The organism is Bacillus sp. TSO22, from assembly GCF_020223595.1.
Classification (GTDB): domain Bacteria; phylum Bacillota; class Bacilli; order Bacillales; family Bacillaceae; genus Bacillus; species Bacillus inaquosorum.
In genome coordinates this window covers 16,978-40,247 of the sequence record NZ_JAHAWO010000001.1, presented here as the reverse complement: position 1 = coordinate 40,247, position 23,270 = coordinate 16,978, and the positions used below count along the sequence as shown (strand labels likewise).

General features: G+C 44.7%; 26 protein-coding genes and 1 riboswitch. Of the genes, 9 read left to right on the top strand and 17 right to left on the bottom strand.

Annotated features, from left to right (window positions below; all coding sequences use genetic code 11):
• Positions 1–111: 111 nt before the first annotated feature.
• Together asnB and metK are read right to left on the bottom strand one after the other, a co-directional pair.
• Positions 112–2,010 carry an asparagine synthase (glutamine-hydrolyzing) gene (gene asnB, locus KHQ79_RS00300; protein ID WP_003238025.1) on the bottom strand — a complete coding sequence of 633 codons (1,899 nt, stop codon included), beginning with the start codon at positions 2,008–2,010 and terminating at the stop codon, positions 112–114.
• A gap of 149 nt (positions 2,011–2,159) precedes the next feature.
• The gene (metK, locus tag KHQ79_RS00295) at positions 2,160–3,362 is read right to left on the bottom strand and encodes a methionine adenosyltransferase (protein WP_003229102.1); all 1,203 of its coding nucleotides are present in this window, start codon (positions 3,360–3,362) and stop codon (positions 2,160–2,162) included.
• Between the two features lie 169 nt (positions 3,363–3,531).
• Positions 3,532–3,670: riboswitch (SAM riboswitch) on the bottom strand.
• Between the two features lie 197 nt (positions 3,671–3,867).
• Between metK and pckA the strand changes: the two genes are divergently transcribed.
• Positions 3,868–5,451: a phosphoenolpyruvate carboxykinase (ATP) gene (gene pckA / locus KHQ79_RS00290; protein WP_060399338.1), complete on the top strand. Its 1,584-nt coding sequence runs from the start codon at positions 3,868–3,870 to the stop codon at positions 5,449–5,451.
• 38 nt (positions 5,452–5,489) lie between these two features.
• Here pckA and KHQ79_RS00285 read toward each other — a convergent pair whose 3' ends face one another.
• Together KHQ79_RS00285 and KHQ79_RS00280 are read right to left on the bottom strand one after the other, a co-directional pair.
• A complete protein-coding gene (locus tag KHQ79_RS00285) occupies positions 5,490–5,732 on the bottom strand; it encodes a DUF2584 domain-containing protein (RefSeq protein ID WP_003223304.1) in 243 nt (80 codons plus the stop codon).
• A 51-nt stretch (positions 5,733–5,783) separates the two neighbouring features.
• On the bottom strand, positions 5,784–6,557 hold the full coding sequence (locus KHQ79_RS00280; protein ID WP_225513990.1) for an alpha/beta hydrolase family protein: 774 nt from the start codon (positions 6,555–6,557) through the stop codon (positions 5,784–5,786).
• Between the two features lie 150 nt (positions 6,558–6,707).
• Here KHQ79_RS00280 and KHQ79_RS00275 point away from each other — a divergent pair, with 150 nt between their 5' ends.
• Genes KHQ79_RS00275 through KHQ79_RS00265 form a run of 3 tightly spaced genes read left to right on the top strand, consistent with a single transcriptional unit; the run spans position 6,708 to position 9,294 of the window.
• A complete protein-coding gene (locus KHQ79_RS00275; RefSeq protein WP_084992814.1) occupies positions 6,708–7,712 on the top strand; it encodes an ABC transporter substrate-binding protein in 1,005 nt (334 codons plus the stop codon).
• A 12-nt stretch (positions 7,713–7,724) separates the two neighbouring features.
• A complete protein-coding gene (locus tag KHQ79_RS00270) occupies positions 7,725–8,507 on the top strand; it encodes an ABC transporter ATP-binding protein (RefSeq protein ID WP_003238035.1) in 783 nt (260 codons plus the stop codon).
• Complete coding sequence (locus tag KHQ79_RS00265; RefSeq protein ID WP_003238036.1) at positions 8,482–9,294, top strand: ABC transporter permease; 813 nt, start codon at positions 8,482–8,484, stop codon at positions 9,292–9,294. The genes KHQ79_RS00270 and KHQ79_RS00265 overlap by 26 nt, the downstream gene beginning before the upstream one ends.
• Positions 9,295–9,321: 27 nt before the next feature.
• On the opposite strand, the gene ytkD is transcribed toward KHQ79_RS00265, so the two are convergent.
• The 3 genes from ytkD to KHQ79_RS00250 all read right to left on the bottom strand — a co-directional run bounded on the left by ytkD (position 9,322) and on the right by KHQ79_RS00250 (position 11,017).
• A complete protein-coding gene (gene ytkD / locus KHQ79_RS00260; protein WP_019259264.1) occupies positions 9,322–9,798 on the bottom strand; it encodes an RNA deprotection pyrophosphohydrolase in 477 nt (158 codons plus the stop codon).
• Positions 9,799–10,009: 211 nt separating this feature from the next.
• The gene (locus KHQ79_RS00255) at positions 10,010–10,414 is read right to left on the bottom strand and encodes a phage holin family protein (protein ID WP_003238040.1); all 405 of its coding nucleotides are present in this window, start codon (positions 10,412–10,414) and stop codon (positions 10,010–10,012) included.
• A gap of 165 nt (positions 10,415–10,579) precedes the next feature.
• Positions 10,580–11,017 carry a Dps family protein gene (locus KHQ79_RS00250; RefSeq protein ID WP_003238042.1) on the bottom strand — a complete coding sequence of 146 codons (438 nt, stop codon included), beginning with the start codon at positions 11,015–11,017 and terminating at the stop codon, positions 10,580–10,582.
• Between the two features lie 130 nt (positions 11,018–11,147).
• Between KHQ79_RS00250 and ytzI the strand changes: the two genes are divergently transcribed.
• Positions 11,148–11,285, top strand: a complete 138-nt coding sequence (ytzI, locus tag KHQ79_RS00245; protein ID WP_225513989.1) for a YtzI protein — start codon at positions 11,148–11,150, stop codon at positions 11,283–11,285.
• On the opposite strand, the gene KHQ79_RS00240 is transcribed toward ytzI, so the two are convergent.
• Together KHQ79_RS00240 and KHQ79_RS00235 are read right to left on the bottom strand one after the other, a co-directional pair.
• The gene (locus KHQ79_RS00240; RefSeq protein ID WP_225513988.1) at positions 11,282–11,719 is read right to left on the bottom strand and encodes a FixH family protein; all 438 of its coding nucleotides are present in this window, start codon (positions 11,717–11,719) and stop codon (positions 11,282–11,284) included. The genes ytzI and KHQ79_RS00240 overlap by 4 nt on opposite strands.
• Before the next feature lie 119 nt (positions 11,720–11,838).
• Complete coding sequence (locus KHQ79_RS00235; RefSeq protein ID WP_003238048.1) at positions 11,839–12,312, bottom strand: S-ribosylhomocysteine lyase; 474 nt, start codon at positions 12,310–12,312, stop codon at positions 11,839–11,841.
• 127 nt (positions 12,313–12,439) lie between these two features.
• On the opposite strand from KHQ79_RS00235, the gene yidD reads away from it, so the two are divergent.
• A complete protein-coding gene (gene yidD / locus KHQ79_RS00230; RefSeq protein WP_003238050.1) occupies positions 12,440–12,667 on the top strand; it encodes a membrane protein insertion efficiency factor YidD in 228 nt (75 codons plus the stop codon).
• Here yidD and KHQ79_RS00225 read toward each other — a convergent pair.
• A complete protein-coding gene (locus KHQ79_RS00225) occupies positions 12,664–13,227 on the bottom strand; it encodes a beta-class carbonic anhydrase (RefSeq protein ID WP_003238052.1) in 564 nt (187 codons plus the stop codon). The genes yidD and KHQ79_RS00225 overlap by 4 nt on opposite strands.
• A gap of 119 nt (positions 13,228–13,346) precedes the next feature.
• On the bottom strand, positions 13,347–13,595 hold the full coding sequence (locus KHQ79_RS00220) for a type B 50S ribosomal protein L31 (RefSeq protein ID WP_003219346.1): 249 nt from the start codon (positions 13,593–13,595) through the stop codon (positions 13,347–13,349).
• Positions 13,596–13,800: 205 nt separating this feature from the next.
• On the opposite strand from KHQ79_RS00220, the gene KHQ79_RS00215 reads away from it, so the two are divergent.
• From KHQ79_RS00215 to KHQ79_RS00205, 3 genes are read left to right on the top strand one after another with little or no spacing between them, the layout of a single operon-like run.
• Entirely contained in the window at positions 13,801–15,132 is a 1,332-nt protein-coding gene (locus KHQ79_RS00215) for a cytochrome ubiquinol oxidase subunit I (RefSeq protein ID WP_003238054.1), read from the top strand.
• A 42-nt stretch (positions 15,133–15,174) separates the two neighbouring features.
• Positions 15,175–16,215, top strand: a complete 1,041-nt coding sequence (locus tag KHQ79_RS00210) for a cytochrome d ubiquinol oxidase subunit II (protein ID WP_003238056.1) — start codon at positions 15,175–15,177, stop codon at positions 16,213–16,215.
• A gap of 53 nt (positions 16,216–16,268) precedes the next feature.
• Positions 16,269–16,427 (top strand): DUF1540 domain-containing protein, encoded by a 159-nt coding sequence (locus KHQ79_RS00205; protein ID WP_003238057.1) that lies wholly within the window; start codon positions 16,269–16,271, stop codon positions 16,425–16,427.
• 18 nt (positions 16,428–16,445) lie between these two features.
• Here the strand turns inward: KHQ79_RS00205 and mntD are convergent, their stop codons facing one another.
• From mntD to KHQ79_RS00175, 6 genes are all read right to left on the bottom strand, one after another.
• Entirely contained in the window at positions 16,446–17,333 is an 888-nt protein-coding gene (mntD, locus tag KHQ79_RS00200; protein WP_148982216.1) for a manganese ABC transporter permease MntD, read from the bottom strand.
• Positions 17,323–18,630, bottom strand: a complete 1,308-nt coding sequence (locus KHQ79_RS00195) for a metal ABC transporter permease (RefSeq protein WP_225513987.1) — start codon at positions 18,628–18,630, stop codon at positions 17,323–17,325. The genes mntD and KHQ79_RS00195 overlap by 11 nt, the downstream gene beginning before the upstream one ends.
• A gap of 5 nt (positions 18,631–18,635) precedes the next feature.
• Positions 18,636–19,388 carry a manganese ABC transporter ATP-binding protein MntB gene (gene mntB / locus KHQ79_RS00190; protein WP_148982218.1) on the bottom strand — a complete coding sequence of 251 codons (753 nt, stop codon included), beginning with the start codon at positions 19,386–19,388 and terminating at the stop codon, positions 18,636–18,638.
• 18 nt (positions 19,389–19,406) lie between these two features.
• Positions 19,407–20,327 (bottom strand): manganese ABC transporter substrate-binding protein/adhesin MntA, encoded by a 921-nt coding sequence (gene mntA, locus KHQ79_RS00185; RefSeq protein WP_148982219.1) that lies wholly within the window; start codon positions 20,325–20,327, stop codon positions 19,407–19,409.
• 281 nt (positions 20,328–20,608) lie between these two features.
• Positions 20,609–21,724, bottom strand: a complete 1,116-nt coding sequence (gene menC / locus KHQ79_RS00180; protein ID WP_060399346.1) for an o-succinylbenzoate synthase — start codon at positions 21,722–21,724, stop codon at positions 20,609–20,611.
• Positions 21,721–23,181 (bottom strand): o-succinylbenzoate--CoA ligase, encoded by a 1,461-nt coding sequence (locus tag KHQ79_RS00175; RefSeq protein WP_225513986.1) that lies wholly within the window; start codon positions 23,179–23,181, stop codon positions 21,721–21,723. Before KHQ79_RS00175 ends, menC begins: the two co-directional genes overlap by 4 nt.
• Positions 23,182–23,270 lie beyond the last annotated feature (89 nt).

The following is a 23,270-nucleotide window of genomic DNA, read 5'->3' as shown; positions in this document are numbered from 1 at the left end:
AAAAAAATATCAATAAAACATTTTTCTGAATTTTTCGTGTGGATTAGGTAATCAATGATCATGGAGAAATAAAAGTATACAAGGCTTTCGACGAATCGAAAGCCTTGTCTGTTACACAAAGATGACTTCTTTAGGCTGATGGCTCAGCTCTTCAGGCATATACCGTTTTTCGATATTGATGCTGTGCCAGATCATAAAGATTAATACAGTCCAGATTTTACGGCTGTTATCAGCCTTATCCGCACAGTGGTCTTCAAGAAGCTGAAGGACATAATCCTTGTGGATATAAGCATCCGTTTGGCTTTCCTGAATAATGTTCCGCACCCATTCGTTCATTTCGTTTTTCAGCCAATGACGGATCGGTACAGGGAAACCAAGCTTTTTGCGGTTTAAAACGTGCTCAGGCACAATTCCTTCAGCGGCTTTGCGAAGAAGATATTTCGTCGTGCCGTTCTTCGTTTTCAGTTCGTCAGGAATTTTTGAAGCGACGTCAAATACGACTTTATCCAGGAATGGCACACGCAGTTCCAAAGAATTCGCCATCGTCATTTTATCTGCTTTTAACAGAATGTCACCGCGCATCCAAGTGTGGATATCAACATATTGCATTTTGTTGATATCGCTGTATGAGCTGCTTTCTGTAAAGTAAGTCTTGGTCACATCACGATATGAAAGGTTCGGATTATAATGTTTCAACAGCTGTTTTTTGACAGACTCTTCAAAGATCTTCGCGTTACCGATGTAACGATCCTGAAGCGGAGTACAGCCGCGCTCAAGCAGGCTCTTTCCTCTCATTCCTTCAGGCATAACGGCCGCAACGTGCAGAAGCATCTTTTTCAGGCCGGACGGAATGCGCTCAAACGGTTTAAGCGAAAGCGGTTCACGGTAAATGTTATATCCGCCGAAGAGCTCGTCTGCACCTTCACCTGATAAGGCAACCGTTACATGTTTTTTCGCTTCTTTTGCAACAAAGTACAATGGAATCGCCGCCGGATCAGCAAGCGGATCATCAAAATGCCATACGATCTTCGGAAGCTCGTTCATGTATTCCTCAGGGGAAATGACTTTGCTGATATTTTCAATGCCAAGTGCCGCAGCAGTTTCTTTCGCTACATCGACTTCACTGAAGCCCTGCTGTTCGAATCCGACAGAGAAAGTTTTTAAGCTTGGATGAAATTCTTTCGCAACGGATACAATAAAGGAAGAATCGATTCCGCCAGACAGGAATGAACCGACAGGAACGTCACTTCTCATATGAACGTTTACAGAGTCATAGATCGCGTCTCTGACTTCTTTCACAAGCTTATCTTCTTCGGTCTGAACTGGCTTGAAGTTCGCTTTGAAATACGTTTTGAATGTGATATCGCCGTCCGGACGGATTGTAAACTGTGAACCCGGCTCTACTTTTTTCACATTGGCATCAAGCGTGCTTGGTTCAGGAACGAATTGGAAAGACATGTACTGCTGCAATGCCTCTTTATCTATTTCAATATCATTCTGAGCAACCATTAAACTTTTTCTCTCTGAGGCAAAATAAACCTGATCATTGATCGTTGTGTAGTACAACGGTTTAATGCCGAATGGATCTCTTGCTCCATAAAGCACATGATCGTTTTTATTCCAAATCAGAAAGGCAAACATACCGCGCAGTTTGGACGCCGCTTCTTCTTTATAGTGACGGTAAGTCGCAAGAAGAACCTCTGTGTCCGAATCCGTGTTGAATGTATACCCCTTTGCTTCAAGTTCTTCTCTCAATTCAATATAGTTATAGATTTCTCCGTTAAAGATAATCCAATATGTTTCATCTTCATATGATAAAGGCTGTCCGCCATTTTCTACATCAATAATGCTGAGCCGTCTGAATCCGAATCCAACGTGCTCATCATGGAAATATCCATCACTGTCAGGACCGCGGTGAACGATCATTTGGTTCATTTGTTTGATTAGTTCTTCTTGATCAGCGGTTTGAGCTAACGGATGCTTGTTAAAAACCCCGACAAATCCACACATAGTATTGCCTCCATAATTAAAATTGTCATCATTGAACCCCTATTTATAGACGCTGTGAATAGTATTTGGTTTCACGGTTATGTAAAAAAAATAAACATGAATACAACGTAAAAAAGGGAAAGCCGCTTAACCAGTAAGCGGCTATAAAATTATTCTCCTAACGCTTCTTTACGCAGCTGCTCCGCTTTGTCTGTACGTTCCCACGGAAGATCAACATCGTGGCGTCCAAAGTGGCCGTACGCAGCAGTTTGTTTGTAGATCGGACGGCGTAAATCAAGCATTTTGATAATGCCGGCAGGTCGTAAATCAAAGTTATTGCGAACAACTTCAATCAGTTTTTCCTCAGAAGCTTTTCCGGAACCGAATGTGTTGATTGAGATTGACACAGGCTGTGCAACACCAATCGCGTAAGCAAGCTGTACTTCGCAAGAATCTGCAAGCTCAGCCGCTACGATGTTTTTCGCAACGTATCTTGCTGCATATGCCGCAGAACGGTCTACCTTCGTCGCATCCTTACCTGAGAACGCGCCTCCGCCGTGGCGTGCATAGCCGCCGTACGTATCAACAATGATTTTGCGTCCTGTAAGTCCCGCATCCCCTTGAGGGCCTCCGATAACGAAACGTCCTGTAGGGTTGATGAAATATTTTGTTTCTTCATCAATAAGCTCTTCAGGAACAACCGGATTGATAACATGTTCTTTAATGTTGCGCTGGATTTGCTCAAGCGTAATTTCAGGGTGGTGCTGAGTTGAAATAACAATCGCGTCAATGCGGACAGGTTTGTTATTTTCATCATACTCAACCGTTACCTGTGTTTTGCCGTCAGGGCGAAGGTACGGAAGAATATCTTCTTTACGGACTTCACTCAGGCGGCGGGCCAATTTATGAGCAAGTGAAATTGGAAGAGGCATAAGCTCTTTCGTTTCATTGCACGCATAACCGAACATTAAACCTTGGTCACCCGCACCGATCGCTTCAATTTCTTCGTCACTCATTGTGCCTTCACGGGCTTCAAGCGCTTGGTCTACACCCATCGCGATATCAGCAGACTGCTCGTCAATTGATGTTAAAACCGCACAAGTTTCCGCATCAAATCCGTATTTCGCACGTGTGTATCCGATTTCTTTAATTGTTTGGCGAACTGTTTTCGGAATGTCAACATACGTAGATGTTGTGATCTCTCCGCTGACAAGAACCAAACCAGTTGTCACAGACGTTTCACAAGCAACACGCGCGTTAGGGTCTTTCTTTAAAATTTCATCTAAAATGCTGTCAGAAATCTGGTCACAGATTTTATCCGGATGCCCCTCCGTAACAGATTCTGATGTAAATAAACGACGATTTTTACTCATGATTTGCTTCCTCCTGCACAAGGCCTCCCGAAAGACCTTGTATATATGATACGGAACTCGCTCCCTCTTTTATACAATGTAACGTTATATTAGAGAATGTTAATTGGCATATTTATGAAATAAAAAAACCTTTTCCATCGAGGAAAGGGTTTGGACTTTGTGCCTTTCACTCTTATCGCTCAAGGAATCATACAACCTTGCAACAGGTTAGCACCTTGGTTGTCTCACACAGTTGAACATAATAAATAACAGAGAAACCGGTTGCTGGGCTTCATAGGGCCTGTCCCTCCGCCAGCTCGGGATAAGAGTATCCGCTCAATGAAATATCTTATCGTAAAAGGGTTTGCAATGTCAATATGATTCAGAAGAAATAGGCACCTATATCGAGGGAAAACATTGGAAAACACACACACAAAAAATGATAAATAGTATAGACTATTTGAAAATATATGTTATACTAATTCACAATTAGCAAAACACAAAAAACGATAAAGGAAGGTTTCATATGAACTCAGTTGATTTGACCGCTGATTTACAAGCCTTATTAACAAGTCCAAATGTGCGTCATAATTTATCAGCAGCACAGCTTACAGAAAAAGTACTCTCCCGGAACGAAGGCATTTTAACATCCACGGGTGCTGTTCGGGCAACAACAGGCGCTTACACAGGACGTTCACCTAAAGACAAATTTATCGTGGAGGAAGAAAGCACGAAAAATAAGATCGATTGGGGCACGGTGAATCAGCCGATTTCAGAAGAAGCATTTGACCGGCTGTACACGAAGGTTGTCAGCTATCTGAAACAGCGAGATGAGCTGTTTGTTTTCGAAGGATTTGCCGGAGCAGATGAAAAATACAGGTTGCCGATCACCGTCGTAAATGAGTTCGCATGGCACAATTTATTCGCCAGACAGCTGTTTATCCGTCCGGAAGGCAATGATAAGAAAACAGTTGAACAGCCGTTTACCATTCTTTCTGCTCCGCATTTCAAAGCGGATCCAAAAACAGACGGCACACATTCCGAAACCTTTATTATTGTCTCTTTCGAAAAGCGGACGATTTTAATCGGCGGAACAGAGTATGCCGGAGAAATGAAGAAATCCATTTTCTCCATTATGAATTTCCTGCTCCCTGAAAGAGATATTTTATCTATGCACTGCTCCGCCAATGTCGGTGAAAAAGGCGATGTCGCCCTTTTCTTCGGACTGTCTGGAACAGGCAAGACCACACTGTCAGCCGATGCTGACCGCAAGCTGATCGGCGACGATGAACACGGCTGGTCTGACACAGGCGTCTTTAATATTGAAGGCGGATGCTACGCCAAGTGCATTCATTTAAGCGAAGAAAAGGAGCCTCAGATCTTTAACGCGATTCGCTTCGGGTCTGTTCTCGAAAATGTTGTTGTTGATGAAGATACACGGGAAGCCAATTATGATGATTCCTTCTATACCGAAAATACGCGGGCAGCTTACCCGATTCATATGATTGACAACATCGTGACCCCAAGCATGGCAGGCCACCCTTCTGCAATTGTATTTTTGACGGCTGATGCATTCGGAGTCCTGCCGCCGATCAGCAAACTGACGAAGGAACAGGCGATGTACCATTTCTTAAGCGGTTATACGAGTAAGCTTGCCGGAACCGAACGCGGTGTGACGTCTCCTGAGACGACATTCTCCACATGCTTCGGCTCACCGTTCCTGCCGCTTCCTGCTCACGTCTATGCTGAAATGCTCGGCAAAAAGATCGATGAACACGGCGCAGACGTTTACTTGGTCAATACCGGCTGGACCGGCGGCGGCTACGGTACAGGCGAACGCATGAAGCTTTCTTACACAAGAGCGATGGTCAAAGCAGCGATTGAAGGCCAATTAGAGGATGCAGAAATGATGACTGACGATATTTTCGGCCTGCACATTCCACTTCACGTTCCTGGTGTTCCCGATCATATCCTTCAACCGGAAAACACGTGGAACAACAAGGAAGAATACAGAGAAAAGGCTGTCTACCTCGCAAATGAATTCAAAGAGAATTTTAAAAAGTTCGCACATACAGATGCCATTGCGCAGGCAGGCGGCCCTCTCGTTTAGAAAGCAAAAGCCAAGAGCAATTATGCTCTTGGCTTGTTTTAATTGACAGAATGCAGTGAAGTCAGCTTGTACGTAATGATGGTCCGGCCGTCTTCCCATTGAAGCTTCTGCACTTCAGCTGTGCCCGATTTTTCGCCAAACTTTGTTTTGCGTACATCCATCGGAATCTCCATCGGATACACACGGTATCCATCTTTCTCTAACGTGAATATATTTTCATCTATGCGAACTTCTTTTCCTTTTGTCACAATCAGTGTATTAAATTCAACAGGCATTCCCAAAGTGAAATCCCCTTTCGTTCTCTTTTTTCTTTATCATACCATATTTCACCGTCAGCGGTTTTTCATCCATTGTGTGAGCTGCCGTACGATACGCCGGTTTTCTTTTGGCGGAAAATAATGTGTGAATTTACTGTAGTACCACGTCTCCACCGGCTTATGCAGCTGTTTTAGCTTCTCTTCAAATAAATAGGAATGCTGAATCGAAACGTTTTGGTCTTTTTCTCCATGGATTAATAACACGGGGGCCTGAATTTTAACTACTTGGTCAAATGGTGTTCTCCATTTGTATTCCTCAGGCACCTTTTTCGGTGTTCCGCCGATGACTCTTTTCATCATTCGCCGCAAATCCTGCCGCTCCTCATATGTAAGGATCATATCACTGACGCCTCCCCAGGAAACAAATGAAGCCGCTTGCCGGCCCATTTCAATCGCAGTGAGCATTCCCATAATTCCGCCGCGGGAAAAGCCGAAGATATGGATTCTGTCCTTCTTGACATTTGGATGCTGCTGAAGGAGTTGAAATGCAGAAAAGGCATCCTCCCTATCTTTTCCGGCAAAATCCTCATTGCCCTCTCCTCCTTGATTTCCTCTGTAAAAAGGAGCAAACACAACAAACCCTTGGGATGCAAACTGGATAATCCGGCCCGGCCGAACCATGCCCACGCTTTTAATTCCGCCGCGCAAATATAAAAAACCGTCATATTGTCCCGGTGCCGCCGGCTCAGCCAGAAGCCCCTTTACCCGTAAGCCATTTGAAAGATAGCAGATCGTATACAAACGCACATGCTGACTTGGCGACGGAAATCTTCTTTTCTCAACAATCAAAGCAGCCGCCTCCTTTTTTCTATATGCTTTCCTTCCTCCAAAATTACATCCGGAGAACCTGATTAGGCATTCACACATTTTTATACCCATCATACGATATGTAAAGCAAAAAAGGATATTAACTTGATGCTAAATAAGGAGGTTGTCTATGTGAACAAATGGTTAAGGCTGGGCTGCGCCTGTGTCGGCAGTATATTTCTGATGATCGCCCTGGCGGCTTGCAAGCAGGAAGAAACGCTCACCAAAGTCAAAGTAGCTGAAGTGACCCATTCGATTTTTTACGCACCTTTATATGTTGCTGAGTCTAAAGGATTTTTCAAGGAAGAAGGGCTTGATGTTGATGTAAACACGACATGGGGCGGCGACAAAACGATGACATCGCTTCTTTCAAACGGCTCAGACATTGCACTTGTCGGGTCAGAAACATCTATTTATGTCGAAGCGCAAGGGGCTAAAGACCCTGTCATTAATTTCGCCCAGCTAACCCAGACAGACGGAACGTTTCTTGTCGCGAGAGAAGATGTTGAACACTTTGACTGGGATCAGCTGGAAGGAAAAACGTTTCTCGGCCAGAGAAAAGGCGGCATGCCGCAAATGGTCGGCGAGTATGTACTGAACAAACATAAAATTGACCCGCATAAGGATATTGACCTTATCCAGAACATAGACTTCGCCAATATCGCGAATGCATTTGCTTCTGGAACCGGCGAGTATGTACAGCTCTTTGAACCGCAAGCTTCTCTCTTTGAGAAAAAAGGCATCGGCCATATCGTAGCTTCTTTCGGAGAAGAATCAGGCCAAGTTCCTTATACGACTTTTATGGCGAAACAAAGCTATCTGAAGAAACATGAAGACACAGCCGTCAAGTTTACAAAAGCCATTTATAAGGCGCAGCAGTGGGTGGAAAACCACTCGGCGAAGGACATCACAGACGCCATTAAAGATGAATTTGATGATACCGATCCAGAAGTCATCGAAACATCCATTGAACGCTATAAAAAGCAGCATTCGTATTCGCCAGACCCTCTGCTCAACGAAAAAGAATGGGAGCTGCTCCAAACCATTATGGATCAATCGGGAGAACTGCCGAAGCACATTCCATACAATCAGCTAGTAAATAAACAAATTGCCGAAAAAGTCACCTCGGAAAAATAGGAGGCGCCATTTATGTCTTTCTTACATGTCGACCATGTAACCCATACTTATTTTTCTGTAAAAGAAAAAACAACGGCCGTGCGGGATATTCATTTCAATGCTGAAAAAGGTGATTTCATCTCATTTCTCGGCCCAAGCGGCTGCGGAAAAACAACACTGCTTTCCATTATTGCCGGCCTGATTGAGCCATCGGAAGGCAGAGTTCTGATTGAAGGACGTGAGCCAAATCAAAAAGAACATAACATTGGCTACATGCTTCAGCAGGATTACTTATTTCCCTGGAAATCTATCGAGGAAAATGTGCTTCTCGGTTTAAAAATCGCCGACACGTTGACGGAAGAAAGCAAGGCCGCTGCACTCGGTCTATTGCCGGAGTTCGGCCTCATAGATGTGGAGAAGAAATATCCGAAAGAGCTGTCGGGCGGAATGCGCCAGCGGGCCGCGCTTGCAAGAACTCTTGCGCCAGATCCAAGTCTGCTTTTGCTGGATGAGCCATTTTCCGCGCTTGATTTTCAGACAAAGCTGTCATTGGAAAACCTGGTATTCCGTACATTAAAGGAGTATCAAAAAACAGCAGTGCTTGTCACTCATGATATTGGGGAAGCGATAGCGATGAGCGATACGATCTATTTATTTTCAAACCAGCCGGGCACCATCCATCAGATTTTTACCATTCCTAAGGAATTGGCCGCGATGATGCCTTTTGACGCCCGCCAGGCGCCATCCTTCCAGACGCTGTTTCAAACGATATGGAAGGAGCTGAATTCTCTTGAGAAACAGCAAAGAAACCATTGATTTGCTTCACGAACAATATCAATTAAAACAGAAAAAGGAAAAATGGAATGTACATTCCTTTCAGCTTGCCATATTTATTCTCTTTTTCTCGGGTTGGGAAATCTCCAGCAGGCTCGGCTGGATCGATCCGCTGATCTTCAGCTCTCCGTCAGCTGTATGGCGTTTATTGCTGGAGAAACTGGGTGACGGGTCTTTACTGTCACATATCGGCGTCACTTTATTTGAAACAGTGCTTGGCTTTTTGCTTGGGACGTTGATGGGCACGTGCCTCGCTGCTTTGTTATGGTGGTCCAACCGGCTTGCCAGAATTTTAGATCCGTATCTCGTTATTTTGAATGCAATGCCGAAAGTGGCGCTGGGTCCGATCCTGATTGTCGCGCTCGGTCCCAGTTTTATCAGCATTATTGCGATGGGGGCCATCATCAGTGTCATTATCACAACCATCGTCGTGTACACTGCCTTTCAAGAGGTTGACGAAAACTATATAAAAGTCATGAAAACATTCGGTGCAAAAAAATGGGTCATTTTTAAAGAAGTGATTCTGCCCGCATCCTCCCCCGCTATTATTTCAACACTGAAAGTAAACGTCGGGTTATCATGGGTTGGCGTCATTGTAGGGGAATTCCTTGTCTCTAAGGTCGGGTTGGGATATATGATTATTTACGGTTTCCAAGTCTTCAATTTCACGCTCGTCTTCTTAAGCCTGCTGATCATCGCCATATTTGCCACTCTGATGTATCAGGGCGTAGAGCTTCTAGAAAAGAAATGGACGAAGGGCAGGACATAAAAAAACCCGGCACATGTGCCGGGTTTTTCATTCGATCCATCCAGCTTCTTTCAGCTTTTTCAAACTGATCGGAAGAACGGAATCCTTCATAATAAAGCTGAATTTTTTATTGCGGGAAAGGTTTTCCGGAAGCTCATGAAACAGAACCGGGCCTTTCGTTTCAAAGTAATCAGCTTGCTTTTCAAGCTTTTCTATATCTGCAAAATATATATTTTTTACAATCACTTTTTCTTTACCGAGAACTTTATACTGTCCGAGGTACTTGAGGCTTTTCACTCTCGCACCCGTCTCTTCCTTTACTTCCCGGAGCGCCGCCTCTTCTGCGCACTCCATCGGCTCTACTTTCCCGCCTGGAAACTCATAGCCTCTGTCCTCATGTTCTGTTAAAAGCCATTTGCCGCCAAAACGGCAAATCACCCAGACATGCTTTGGGCTGTCCGAGAAAGGCTGATTGTCAAAGGAAAGCTGAACAGTATTCTGATAATAATCTTTAAACTCGTACATGTTTATCCCTCAAATCCGTTCCTAGCTATCTTCCATACATCATACCACAGTTATGTTTCTTCGGAAGCCTTTTATCAAAAAATTAGGGAAACCCAGCACGCCATCAGAGTCTAAAGCATGCAGACCAGCTCGTACAGTTTTTTGCCGTGCCTTTTGCCAGAATGTGCGACTGGCGCTCTGGGCTTTATTATGACCCGGGAACAGCTAAAAGTTACGGTTTGCGTTTGAATTTATTTTTTAACGTTTCTAAAAGATCGACGAGCATCTGAGGAACCGGTATGCCGAGAGAGCTGGCTGTCACTACAATTTGCACAGACTCATAAAGAATATAAAACATAATAGCCAAGTCACGTATTGACCCCTGTGTATTCAGCAGCTGATCAAAAAAGTGGCATACAGAGATCAGAGCCAGCGTGACTAATTTTTTGACAAGCCGGGTAAATACTTTTTTAAACGCCAGCTTGTGAATAATCGTTTCCTTCAAGGTCGTACTGATAAATTCAATGGCCATAAGAGAGAGCAAAATCAGGAATGAATATTGAAAACCTCCGAAGAAAAACCCCGCTGCTGAAACGCTGACTGCGAAAAACGAAAAGATGCCAAAGTCTCTATCCATTTATACCAACATCCTTTCACAGAAACGGCCTTACGATATTCTATGGAAAACAAGCCGAACGGATTGGATTTTTCAGAAAAATGGACTGGTTGTCGCCTATTTTTTTTGGATACAAAAGAAAAGCCGGACGTCTTTTATAAGACATCCGGCCTTTCTTTTTTGGATTTATCCCAGGTAAGCTTTCAGCATCCAGTTGTGTTTTTCAATATTTTGATGGATCGCAAGGAGCATGTCCCCTGTTGTTTCATCACCGACTTCATCAGCTAAATCCATTCCGTTTTTCAGCTCTTCCGCAATGACTGTGAAATCATCATATACGCTCTGAACCATTTGTTCAGCCGTTTCATTTCCTTCCGCTTCTTTTACAGAAGCTGTTTCCAAGGATTCCTTCATTGTCGCAATTGGTTTTCCGTTCAGTGCCAAAAGACGTTCTGCTAAGTCATCAATATAAGTTGCCGTTTCGTTATACAGCTCTTCAAACTTTTCATGAAGGGTGAAGAAATCTTTCCCTTTCACATACCAATGATAATTATGTAGTTTCACATACATGACTGTCCAGTTGGCTACTTGTTTGTTCACTGCTTGAATCAATTGTTCTGACATGATTATCTTCCTCCTTGTTATATGACTATGTATACCCTTTATATCGTACGTTAAAACCTCTTTTTTACCCTTAAGTGTCACAATTTCTTCTACTATGCTACAATTGTTAAAAAACGGGAGGTGGAATGTCATGACGCTTCTCATTACGGTAAGTATTTTGATTGTGCTGGCTGTTTTGCTTGTCACCATTTGGACGACTGTGAAAGCCTATAATGTAAAGCACACCATCGATCCTCCGCAAGAAACTCGCTCTGATTCAAAACGTTAATGATTGTGTGAATGCTCGTCTTCAGTCTGATTGCTGACAGCATCGGCGTCTCCGACTTGGACTTTTAAGGTCGGCATGCTATGCTGTTTTTTTGCTGTGACATGGGATTGGACAGTGTATATACCATCTTCCTTAAACGTTGTTTCCAATCGATATACGCCTTTTTCCTGTTTCGCTTTATACATTTGGCTGGCGTCTTTTTCTCCTTCTTTCCACACTTCAAACTCCACTTCATCAGCATCCGTCACCGTTTCGTCACCATATGATACCGCTGCTTCATAAGCGGCACTTTCTCCGGGATTTACTTTTTCAGGTCCGGTCAGCTTGACATCCAATACCTCGGGCGTCTCAGCTGTATTTGCTTTGTTTTCGCCTGATCCGCATCCATTAAGCAAAAAAGCAGAAAAAAGCAGAACAACCAACATTTTTTTCATGCCATCACCCTTTCATCGTTTACCTAAATAGTAGCAAACGCTTACAGCAAATGGTATATAAAAAAGAAGACGTCACAAAAAAGACCTTTTTGCTTAAGTGCAAAAAGGTCCCTTTCTGTTTAGCCAAATACTTTTAGCAATTCTTCTTTATCCTGTGACAGCCAGAAACGCATTAAACGTTTAGCGCCTTCCAGATCATGAAGCTTCGCCTGGCCGCACTGCTTTTCATTTGCAGCCGGAATTTCGGTAATTTCTACTGCTTCGTTCATTGTATCTTCAAGAAGATCAACGATTTCCGCTGGTGTCGGCTCTCCGCTCACAACAAGATAATAGCCTGTTTGGCAGCCCATTGGAGAAATATCGATGATATCAAAATGATCATATTTCTCAGCGTGAGAACGAATCGTAAACGCGAGCAAATGCTCAAGTGTGTGAATGGTGTCAGGCTTCATCGCCTGTTTATTCGGCTGGCAAAAACGAATATCAAATTTATTAACAACGCCGTCTGTTCCTACTTTATGCACGCCGCAATGTCTTACGTATGGAGCAACAACCGCATTATGATCAAGCTCAAAACTTTCTACTGAAGGCATAATGGCACTCTCCCTTTTTTAAAAATGTACATTCATTATAACATACCTTTCCGATAAGAATTATCGAACAACTTTTCAATCTGCGTTTTTTTTCTTATACTTGCATCAGAAAGGTTGCTGAAGAAATATGAAAACCCTATTTATCGCTCTGATCAGAGGATATCAAAAATTCATCTCGCCGCTGACACCGCCAACATGCCGCTTTTATCCGACTTGTTCCCAATACGGAATCGAAGCGATTAAAACGCATGGTGCTCTAAAAGGCGGATGGCTGACCATCAAACGGATTTTGAAATGCCACCCGTTACATCCGGGAGGAGTCGATCCCGTTCCTGAAAAGAAACGAAAACATTAAGCGTTATAGCCGTTTACGACAAGATCCAGTTTTCCGGTTTTAGGATCAATAACTAACCCATGGACAGGAACATTTTCCGGGAACAGCGGATGATGTTTTATAACGTCTACGCTGTCTTTTACACTAGCTTCCACTGAATCAAAGCTTTTAAACCATTGATCGAAGTCAACACCGGAGTACTTTAAAGTTTCAATGCGTTCTTCAGGAATTCCTCTTTCTTTCATTCTATCAAGCATGCTTTCGCTGCTGATTTTGCTCATGCCGCAATCGTGATGCCCGATCACACATACCTCATCTGCGTTCAGTTCATACACTGCGACGAGCAAACTTCTCATGATGCTTCCGAATGGGTGTGTCACAAGCGCACCAGCACTTTTAATGATTTTCACGTCACCGTTTCGCATATTCATTGCATGCGGCAGCAATTCAACCAAACGAGTGTCCATGCAAGAAAGAATTGCCATTTTTTTATCTGGGAATTTTGATGTTTGAAACTTTTCGTACTCCTTTTGTTCAGTAAATGTCTTGTTAAATTCAAGAATATCATTTAATAGGCTCATAAGCTAGCTGTATTCCTTTCTGGTCTTTTTACTCTTCAATATATCACAGCATTTGTCTTTTCGTCATCTTATCAAAAATCAAACTGAGCAAGAAAAAAAGACAAACCCTCAGGTCTGCCTCATTTCCCCATATTATAGCGTTTTTTGAACTGCTCTACTCGTCCGCCTTTTTCATTGAATTTCTGGCGGCCTGTATAAAACGGATGCGTGTCAGAGCTGACCTCTACTTTAATGACCGGATATGTGTTGCCGTCTTCCCACTCTGCTGTTTCATTAGATGTTTTAGTAGAGGTGCTGAGAAAACGGTAGCCGCTGTTGACATCCTGAAATATGACTTTGTGGTTCTTTGGATGAATTCCTTCTTTCATGTCTATCCCCTTTCTTCAAATCGTAATAATTACGTTTTATTTTATATCCTCACAAACGTTTTGTCAATCTCCTTACATCCTTCCCTAGGTTTTCGCATCGTAAACCTCACGGCATTTAAGAATAGGAAGAATAATCTAACCGAGGAAGCAAATAATAAACCCAAAATACATACAGAACGTCTTTTTAGAAAGGTGGTTTACGATTGTGGATGATTTAGTTTTGGCTAGAAGCCTTTTTGGCACGACAATGGGCTTTCATATCATTTTTGCAACGCTTGGAGTCGGTCTGCCGCTGATGATTTTAGTGGCGGAATTGATCTATCAAAAAACGAAAGATGACCATTATGCGATCATGGCGAAAAGATGGACGAAAGCGCAAGCCGTTTTGCTGGGGGTCGCCATACCGACCGGGACGATTGCGGGCACTCAGCTCGCGCTTTTATGGCCGGGATTTATGGAAGTCATCGGCCGGGTCATGTCTCTGCCGTTTCAAATTGAGATCTATGCTTTTTTTGTTGAAGCCCTTTTCATGTCGATTTATGTATATGCCGCAGACCGTTTGTCACCGGCTATGAGGATTGTTGCTGTTTTCTTTGTATTAGTCGGCGCCGCAGCGTCAGCTGTTCTGATTACGAATGTTCACGCCTTTGAAGGAACGCCGGCCGGTTTTAAAATTTCAAACGGAAAAATTACAGATGTTGATCCGTGGGCTGCGTTCTTCAACCCAAGCTTTTTTATCACTGCCGGCCATGTCGTTTTATCCGCGTTTATGACGGGAGCTTTTATCGTGGCTTCTGTGGCTGCATATAAAATGATCCGGACGAGAAAAAAGGAAAAGGTCTATCGCTTTCACCGGAAAGCCCTCTTGCTCGCACTGACGATCGGCGGTATTTTTTCATTGCTGACCGCTTTGAATGGACACGAATCTGCACAGATGCTTTATGAATATCAGCCCGAAAAATTAGCCGGTGCCGAAGGCTTGTTTGAAACAAGGTCTCACGCCCCTCTTGCTATCGGCGGTTTTACCGACCCGAATGAAGAAAAAGTAAAATGGGCTATCGAGATTCCATGGGCCTTAAGTTTTTTGGCAGCTAACCGCTTTGACACTGTTGTAAAAGGATTAAATGCATTTCCGAGAGACGAATGGCCTCCGCTGTTTATTCACACGCTTTTTAATGCGATGGTCGGAGTAGGAATGCTGCTCATCCTTTATTCCATTATCGGTGTGGTCTGGAGAAAGGTGCTAAAGAAAGACCGTTTCCCAACGTGGCTTTTGGTCATTTTTATGACGGCAGGCCCTTTTAGCATCATCGGCATTGAATTTGGCTGGATTTTCGCCTGTACGGGGAGGCAGCCTTGGGTCATCTATCATCTCCTGAAAACGTCGGATGTTGTGACGACGACTGGCTCGATCGGGGTGCTCTTCTTATTTTTCACATTCGTTTACGCCGTGTTGGGCGCTGCTGTCGTCTACGTGCTGCTGTACTATTTCCGCAAACACCCGGTTGACGAAGATTTAAATACAGCGGAGTCGTAATGGCTCCGCAAACAGGAAACCAAATGGAAGGAAGATCGATAAATGGACATTTCAACTGACGCTCTGATCGCCATCTCAATTATTTGGGGCTTTGTGTTTATTTACGCCGTCATGGCGACAATGGATTTTGGAGCGGGATTTTGGTCTATGATCTATTTAAACAAGGAGCACATGAAGGCCACCGATATTGCGAACCGCTTTCTGTCCCCGACTTGGGAGGTCACAAACGTCTTTATTGTGGCCATCGTCGTGGCGCTTTTCAGTTTTTTCCCCGGCGCGACATTTGTACTCGGCACCGTTTTATTAATTCCCGGAAGCATGATTTTACTGCTTTTAGCGATCCGAAGCGGGTTTCTCGTTTTTTCAAACACAGCGAAAGAACGAAAATTGCTAAGATATATTTCCGGCATCTCCGGCTTTATCATCCCTGCTATTTTAATTTTGGTGCTTCCTGTGACGCACGGAGGGTTTATAGAAAAAACGGACGGAATCTATAACTTAAATATGTCTAAAATCTTTTCAAGCCCGAACGCCTATTCATTTATCGGGTTTGCGATTTTAAGCACTTTATTTTTATCCTCACTGCTGCTTGCTGATTTTTCAAATGTGGCGGAGGAACAAGATGCCTACCGCGCTTACAGAAAAAGCGCCTTGATTACCGGCCCTATTTCACTCCTGTTTGCTGTATGCATTATGCTGACAATGCGGAATGAGGCAAACTGGCTGTATAGCGGCATGATGAATGATTTCTCTTGGATTATTGCATCGTTCATTACATTTGTCATTGCTGGAATTGCTCTTTTTCTGCCTAACAAGAGCTTTGGCCAAAACATCGGAAAGCCTCGGCTTGCACTTGTCGCGATTGCGATACAGTATTTTCTGGCAAGCTACGCGTACGGGCGGGCGCATCTCCCTTATATGATTTATCCTGATGTGACAGTTATGTCGGGCTTCACAGAACCAGCAACGTTCAGAGCGCTGTTTGCGACGTATATTGTTGCATTTATCATCCTCTTTCCGGGCTTCTTTTTCTTCTGGAAAATGTTTATGCGAGATAAGCGGTATATCCGTCAGGAGGAATAGAGGACAAACCCGCCGGCTATACTAAGCCAGAACCTTGATAAGGAGGGGATGGCATGGAGCAGAAAATTCTATGCGAAGTCAATAACTGTTCTTATTGGGACAAAGGGAACAAATGCACCGCTGATGCCATTTATGTTGTCAGCCATACTGGTGAAACGGCTGAAAACAGCCGGGAAACGGACTGCAAAACGTTTAAGCCGCATGATTTGTAATCAAAAGAAAGAGCTGCCTCAGCCAGCTCTTTCTTTTCGCATGTTCAATGTTCTCAGTTTTTTTGTCATGACCCCGTTTGCAGGCGAAAACAATAAGGCACCTGTATAACATACACCTGTCATGGCCGCCATCGCTCCGGAAATCGAAACATTAAGCCACGTTGCGAAGAAATAGCCCATGACTGCCGAAAGCCCTCCAATCACCGCGCTTAGGAACAGCATATAAAGCAGCCGGTCAGTCAGCAAATGAGCTGCAGCAGGCGGGACAATCAGCATGGCCACAACCAATACAGCACCCACCGAATCAAAGGAAGCAACGGTCGTCAGCGACAGCATGCCCATTTGCACATAATGAATCAGCAAAACCGGTATTCCCAGAGCTAAAGCCATTTGCGGATCAAACGAAGCGATTTTGAACTCCTTATAGCACACACTGATCAACAATACATTTAAAACCAGAACAGATGCCAGCATCCAAAACGCTTTCGGCCCGATGTCAACTCCGAATACCGTAATCGTATTCCACGGCACAAAAGCGATTTCTCCCATTAACGAGTGCTCAATATCAAGATGGACATTCGCTCCATACACTGAAAGCAAAATGACGCCGACTGCAAATAAGGATGTAAAAACAACGCCTATGGCGGCATCTGATTGAACCCCCTTGCTGTGGAGAAGCTGAACCAAAAAAGCCGTTAACAGTCCAGATACAGCCGCCCCGATAAACATAGGAATCCCGTCAAGACTTCCTGTCACAAGAAAAGCACCGACGATGCCAAGCAACACAGTATGGCTGATCGCGTCGGCCAGCATTGCCATTCTTCTCAACACCAAGAATGTGCCGATCAGCCCACAGCTCACACCGACTAGTACACCAGTAGCTATAATCCATGCTTCAAAACTCATTTGCGATCTGTCCCTTCTCGGCATCAGGGGGTGCCTTTCGAAGCTCAGGCATCCGTCCATACAGCTTTAAGAGTGAAAAAATCCGCTCTCTCGTTTCCTCAGGCAAACGATCCGGGACAAAATGATCCTGATCTAATTCTATATTCGCAAGCTCCATTTCATGCATGAGGTACACTTCATACATCCGTTGCTTCAAAGCGATGTGATAGCCTTTTTCTATCCCAGTGCGTGTCATTTGCCAAACCCCGTTTTCGATACGCACGATGCACCTCTCTTTTTCCAAGTCATTCAATACCTTAAGACATAATGCAGGGGATATCCGCCTTTTCTTTCTTACACCTTCAGCCGTTACATAAAGATCCTTCTTTTCATACTGCTCATAAATCGTCAGCAGCACCTGCTCTCGGCTTGTTTTCCGCCGCAGCCTTATCAGCCTTATTGCTTTTGCTGCCAATCCACGCTTAGGCGCGCAAATCATTGAAAATAGAAAGATCATTGTTGCTGATAAGATCATTAACGGCCCTGTCGCCATGCCCTTCATCGTCGTGCTCAGCAAGGTTCCGGCCACGCCGCTTACACCGCCTGTGATCCCGGCAATGACCATCATTCCGGTTAACCGCTCGGTCCAATACCTTGCAGCTATGGCAGGCGTAATCAGCATAGCCGCCATTAATATCACACCAACTGTCTGAAGCCCGATGACGACAGCACAGACGATAAGGCAAGCCAAAAGCCCGTTTAAAAAACGAACCGGCATTCCCAACCCCTTTGCAAACGCGAGATCGAAAGTGATCAATGTAAACTCCTTAAAGAAAACAATACAAAGAAGCAATAAAACAGCGGATATTCCTGCAATCAGAATGATATCCTGTCTGATCAATGAAGCGGCCTGGCCGAATAAAAAAGAATCAAGCCCGCTTTGGCTTCCCGCCCCCTGCTGCTGAATATATGTCAACAGTATGATTCCGACGCCAAAGAACACAGAGAGAACAATCCCGATCGCCGAGTCCTCTTTTGTTTTTGAAAGCCGCGGAATCAGCTGAATACACCAAGTTCCAAGCAAACCTGCAAGCGCTGCTCCCAGCAAAAAGAAAGGCAGTGATTTTTGCCCGGTGAACAGAAAAGCGAGACACACGCCCGGCAGAGCTGAATGAGCCATCGCATCACCGATTAAACTTTGCTTTCTCAGCAGCACAAAGCTGCCCAAAACACCGCTTGCCGCCCCGAGCAAAAGTGTACCCGCAAGCACCCACTGTGTATTTGGATGCTGGAGCTGCAGCCACAAACTTTCAAACAATGCGCTCACCCCTTCTGTCCTTCTGCCAGCACTTTATCTTTTAGAAACGTCAGCTTTCCTCCATACGTTTTTTGCAGGTTTTCGATCGTAAAAACGTTTTCCGCCGGTCCGAAAGCGATTTTTCTTAGATGAAGCAGTAGGATCCAATCGAAATAATCCTCGGCGGTCTGCAGGTCATGGTGGACGACAAGCACTGTTTTTCCTTTTTCTTTGAGTTCTGCCAAAAGCGTCATAATCGCCCGCTCCGTCGCTGCATCAACGCCGGCAAACGGTTCATCCATAAAATAAATGTCGGCTTCCTGGCAGAGCGCCCGGGCAAGAAACACACGCTGCTGCTGGCCGCCAGACAGCTGGCTGATCTGCCTTTTCGCATAATCAAGCATCCCGACTTTTTCTAAAGCGGCTTTCGCCATCTCCACATCAGTTTTTTTTGGCCTTTTTAATAAGCCGATGCGGCCGTATCTCCCCATCAGCACAACATCGAGCGCGCTTGTGGGAAAATCCCAGTCAACCGAGCCGCGCTGCGGAACGTATCCGATTCTTGTCCGCTGATCCTTATAGTCTTTGCCGTAAATAGAGATGTCTCCTGAAGCCCGGGGCACAAGACCGAGAATGGTTTTGATCAAGGTTGATTTTCCCGCGCCGTTTGGACCGATAATGCCAATCAGTTTTCCTTCCGGCACCTGCAGTGAAATTTCCTGCAGAACAGGCTTTTTATGATAAGCGACCGTTACATTATCGAGCTCAACAGGGAACATATCCATCACCTCTTTTCTTTATTTAAGCGCTTTGGTAATCGTGTTGATATTGTGGCGGAACATTCCTTCGTAAGTGCCTTCTTTTGTGCCCTTTTCACCCATGGCATCCGAATAAAGCTGACCGCCGATTGTGACTGTATGGCCTTTTTCTTTAGCCCCTTCTGCCACTGCATTGATTGATTTTTCAGATACGCTGCTTTCTACAAAAACAGCTTTTATTTGTTTTTCTGTCAGGATATCGACCAGTTCCTGAACATCCTTTAATCCGTAATCCGAATCTGTGCTGAGCCCCTGCAGGCCTTTCACCTGAAATCCATACTCTTTCCCAAAGTAGGCAAAGGCATCGTGAGCGGTGACAAGCACACGGCTTTTCTCCGGAATATTCTCGATCTCCTGGCGCGACCACTTATCTAAATATTGCAAATCTTCTTTGTACTCTTTGGCATTTTTCTTAAAATCATCCGCGTGCTCAGGCATCGCTTTGCTGAATTGCGCTTCGATTTCATCCACCGCATAGATCCATAACGGAATGCTGAACCAAACATGCGGATCAAACGTCTTGCCTTCTCCTGCAGAAATGAGCTTGTTTTTCGGTATAGCCTCAGCGACTGCCGCTGCTTGTTTTTGTTCGCCGATTTTTTGGAGTACGTCCTCCATTTTTCCCTCCAAATGCAATCCGCTGTACAGAACAACATCGGCTGACATTAGTTTTTTCGTGTCACCCTGTGAAGCTTTGTAAAGATGCGGATCGACTCCCGGCCCCATTAAAGAGGTGACTTTTACATGCTTTCCTCCAATGTTTTCAGCTGCATCGGCAATTTGGGATGTTGTTGCCGTTACCTGTAACTGTTGATCAGCGCTTTTTCCGGCTGAATCCGTACCGCATCCCGTTAGAGCAAAGCAGGTCAAAAGCACTGCTGCCATCAGTCCCTGTTTCATTTTTACCCTCCTCTTTGCCATCAATGTCCGCTTATATTATCTTATGTTTTCATTTCTTAGACATGTGACATTAAATTAGCCAAAAGCATATTTTATTTAGTTAGGACAAAAAGTTTCCTTAGTGCAAAATTATCGCGTTTGCCCACCTTTGTCAAGGACAATTTTCACAAAAAAAACCGGCTGGGTTAGCAGCCGGTCCAAACGAGAAGGGATGTATTCAACGAACGCTTTTACTATAACAGCACACTGACATTCTTTCAAAATGGCAAAATACTTTTTTCTTATCCATGTTGCGTGAAAACATCCATTTTGGTCACATATTTTCGCATAATGTCCTGGTTCACCTCAACCCCTAAACCAGGCTGTTTTGACACAGAAATAAATCCATTATCAATACGGATATCAGGGGTCACAATATCCTCATCCCAATAACGTGAGGATGAAGAAATATCACCAGGTATTGTGAATTGCGGCAGTGAAGCTAGCGCCACGTTCTGGGCTCTGGAAATGCCAGTTTCCAGCATTCCGCCGCACCAAACCTGCATATGGTGCTCTCTGCATAAATCATGAATTTTTAAGGCTTCTGTTAAGCCGCCGACACGGGAAGGCTTAATATTAATGATTTTGCAGCTTCCGAGCTCAATCGCCCGTCTCGCATCATCAGCCGAACAAATGCTTTCATCAAGGCAAATGGCCGTTTTCAAATGTTTCTGCAAGTGGCGGTGATCAACGATGTCATCAGCTTGAAGAGGCTGCTCAATCATCATTAAATGGTACTCATCAAGCTCCTTTAAACGGCTGATATCCTTCAGCTCGTATGAGGAATTGGCATCGGCCATAAGCGGGATGTTTGGGAACCGGCTGCGGATGGCCTTGACTAATTCCACATCCTGCCCAGGCTGAATTTTAATTTTTATTCTTTGATATCCTTCTTTTTGATAGCTCTCGATTTCCTTCAGCATATCGTCAAGAGGTGCCAGGCCGACAACTACCCCGGCAGGAACTTTATCTCTTATCCCGCCCAATGCCTCGGCAAGGGAAATGCCCTTCTTTTTTGCATAGATATCCCAGACAGCCGATTCAAGTCCTGCTTTTGCCATCCGGTTTCCTTTGAAGCGCGCCAGGCTGTCCGGCACTTCGGAAGGGTGCTTAAATTCACGTCCGACAACATTGGGAATAAAAAAATCCTTTAACATGTGCAAACATGTTCCAATGGTTTCCTCGGTGTACCAAGGCGAAGAGAACGCAGATACTTCTCCCCATCCTGTGACACCGGATGTATCAATGGCTTCCACGATCAGAAATTTACGCTCTTGAAGCGTTTCAATACTGTTTTTGAACGGTTTCTTTAAATTCATGCTCAAATGGTAAAGCGTAATTTTCTCTATTTCGATCATAGCAGTTCTCCTTTACGCGCATCCTTCAGCTGATTTCGCAAGAGCTTATTAGACGCATTGCGCGGCAGGCTGTCAAGTATAAAGAATTTCTCCGGAATTTTATATTTCGCCAAGCGTTCTTTGCAGTAGGCGGTCAATTCTTCTGCGCTCACAGGCTTGTGAAGGACAAGATAGGCGTGGGGCACCTTCCCCCATTTTTTGTCCTCAGCACCTGAAACACCGGCTTCGGCCACAGCGTGGTGTGAAAGCAGCACTGACTCCACTTCAGCCGGATAAATGTTTTCTCCGCCTGATATGATCAGATCTGAACGTCTGTCTAATACATATAAAAAGCCGTCGCTGTCCAAATACCCAAGATCACCTGTTTTCAGCCAGCCATTTTGAAAGGAAGCTTCGTTTGCGCTCTCCCGGTTAAAATAGCTTTTCATGACATTCGGGCCTTTGACCATGATTTCACCGTGTTCAAACGGTTCACATGCCTGTCCGTCCCGCTCTATTTTAATTTCGCATGAAAACAGCGGTTTCCCCGCAGATCCGAGCTTTTCCATACTGAATTCCGGCGACAGGGTGACGATTTGTGAGCATGTCTCTGTCATTCCATAGGACTGAAAGACAGGGAATCCTTTCTCACGGCATTCCTCAAGCAACGGTAGCGGTGCAGGGCCTCCGCCGAGCAGGATGCATCTGATGGTTTCAGGGCAGCGGCTTGTTTCTTCCAAAAGACTGGCCAGCATTGTCTGCACCGCAGATATCATTGTCACTTGATGCCTGTTGATAGAATCCAGCACATCGCTTACGGAAAAGCGCTGGTGAAGCACGACAGTCATTCCGTAGATCACAGATTTAAATAACGCGGACAATCCGCTGATGTGGAAGAGCGGCAATGCGATAAGCCAGCGGTCTTGTTCTGTTATACCCAAATTAAGCGCGGATGACACCGCACTGAAATAATGGTTTCCAAACGTTTGCTGAACTCCCTTGGGCTTGCCTGTCGTACCCGACGTATACATCAGCGTTGCCGTCTCATCCAATTGCATATAAGACTCGATCGTAATTTCCTTTGCGTCTACTTGGGCAAGTTCGTCCACATCAATAGTTTGAAGGGTGTGCTCATAATCTTGCTTGTCAAAGCTTGAATCTGTCAGTAAAAAGCGGGCGCCGGAATCCTCCAGCTGAAACAGCCTTTCATGTGTTGACAGCTTCGTATTCAGAAGCACCGCCTTAACACCGAGCAAAAAACAAGCGTGAACGGCGTAAACCATTTCTGTACGGTTTTGGAGCAAAATAGCCGCAGTGTCCCCTTTCCGAACCGAATGAGCAGCAAGCTGCGCCGCCATTTGCTTAGACGCAGCAAACAAGTCTGCAAATGTCACGGTTTGGTCTCCATAGATGAGAGCGATTCTCTCAGGTGTCAGCTGTGCCCGTTGCATGAGCCAGTTGGGCTGTTCTGTCAGCATGTCATCATCTCCGAGGTAAAATGTCTGTATTGAAAAGAAAACAGCTTGGACCGCAAAGTCTCAAGCTGTTTGTTTACTAAGTATTGCTG